At 36.0% G+C, this 1,212-nt stretch carries 1 protein-coding gene; it reads left to right on the top strand.

All coding sequences use genetic code 11. The features are described 5' to 3' along the window. Window positions 1-211 precede the first annotated feature (211 nt). On the top strand, window positions 212-1,204 hold the full coding sequence (locus Q0852_RS23605; RefSeq protein ID WP_299022879.1) for a P-loop NTPase fold protein: 993 nt from the start codon (window positions 212-214) through the stop codon (window positions 1,202-1,204). Window positions 1,205-1,212 lie beyond the last annotated feature (8 nt).

Consider the following 1,212-nt stretch of genomic DNA (forward strand, 5'->3'; position numbering starts at 1 on the left):
AAAAACGAGCAGGTAGAAATAATGTTTACCTGTCACAAGTCCTTACGGGGCAAGGGGCTTCGTAATCTTGCCCTGTAGAGATATACGAAAGCAGGTCGCATATTTCGTTCATATATCTACCGATATCCAGGAAATTTACGAGCTTGGTTCGTTGAATAAAATGTTATACCAACCAATTATCCGAACAATATTAGCCTTATAAGGAATATATATGAAGATAGTTCTTCCAGAAGTTGAGATAGGGTCAGGTTGTGGATTCGCTCAAGATATAGATATATTTAAGCGCGCCAATTTTGGTGAAAGACTAGCGAATTTAATTGCAAATTCAGATGATAACCCCGTAATTGCATTGAATTCAGGATGGGGCGAAGGAAAAAGTACCTTTATAAAAATGTGGAGAGGATACCTTTCACATCATCGTGAAGAAAAAATCATATCTATATATTTTGACGCTTTTGAAAATGATTATCAGAAAGATCCATTCTTAACATTAGCTTCTGAAATATATCAGCTGATTTCTATTGAAGATAAAGAAAAACAAACTGAATTTCGTGATAAAGCGACTAAAGCGGTAAAATCTTTAGCTAGAGGTGCGCTTAAGTTGACGGTGAGAACAGCTACTGCTGGGGTTGTTGATGGAAGTGTAGTCGATTCTGCTGAAAAAGAGATTTCAAATTTAATTGCTGATCAAGTTGATGATATAGTTAAAGATAAGTTTCAACATGCAGAGAAAGATAAGCTTGCCCTTAAAGCTTTCAAAGACCACTTATCTGAATTTGCAAATGAAGTGAGTGGGGGGAAACCGATAGTATTTATTATTGATGAATTGGATCGTTGTCGCCCTGATTTTGCCCTTAGACTGTTAGAACAAGTTAAACACTTGTTTTCAGTTAAAGGAATTACATTCTTACTTGTAACAAATAGAACTCAAATTGAAGAGTCGATAAAAACTAAATATGGTCGAGATATTGACCCTACAAATTATCTTCATAAATTCATTAACATCTGGTTGTCAATGCCTAGAGCATCTGATGAATATAATGATCATGGTTATAAATTCTTCCTGTATGCCCTAAATTCAATGAAAGGATCTGACGAGCAAATTGTCAATCAGGAAACAGTTAATGTTCTCAGTGTGCGTATTCCGGCCCATGCTGAACACTCATTCCGGTTCAATGTGAACACCTATTCTGGTTTAACGTGAACACCCAT

The organism is uncultured Photobacterium sp. (assembly GCF_947502415.1).
Lineage (GTDB): Bacteria > Pseudomonadota > Gammaproteobacteria > Enterobacterales > Vibrionaceae > Photobacterium.

What these genes read in the sequence shown, in the direction of transcription:
- Q0852_RS23605 (WP_299022879.1), top strand. Translation starts at nt 212, where the DNA reads ATGAAGATAGTTCTTCCAGAAGTTGAGATAGGGTCAGGTTGTGGATTC.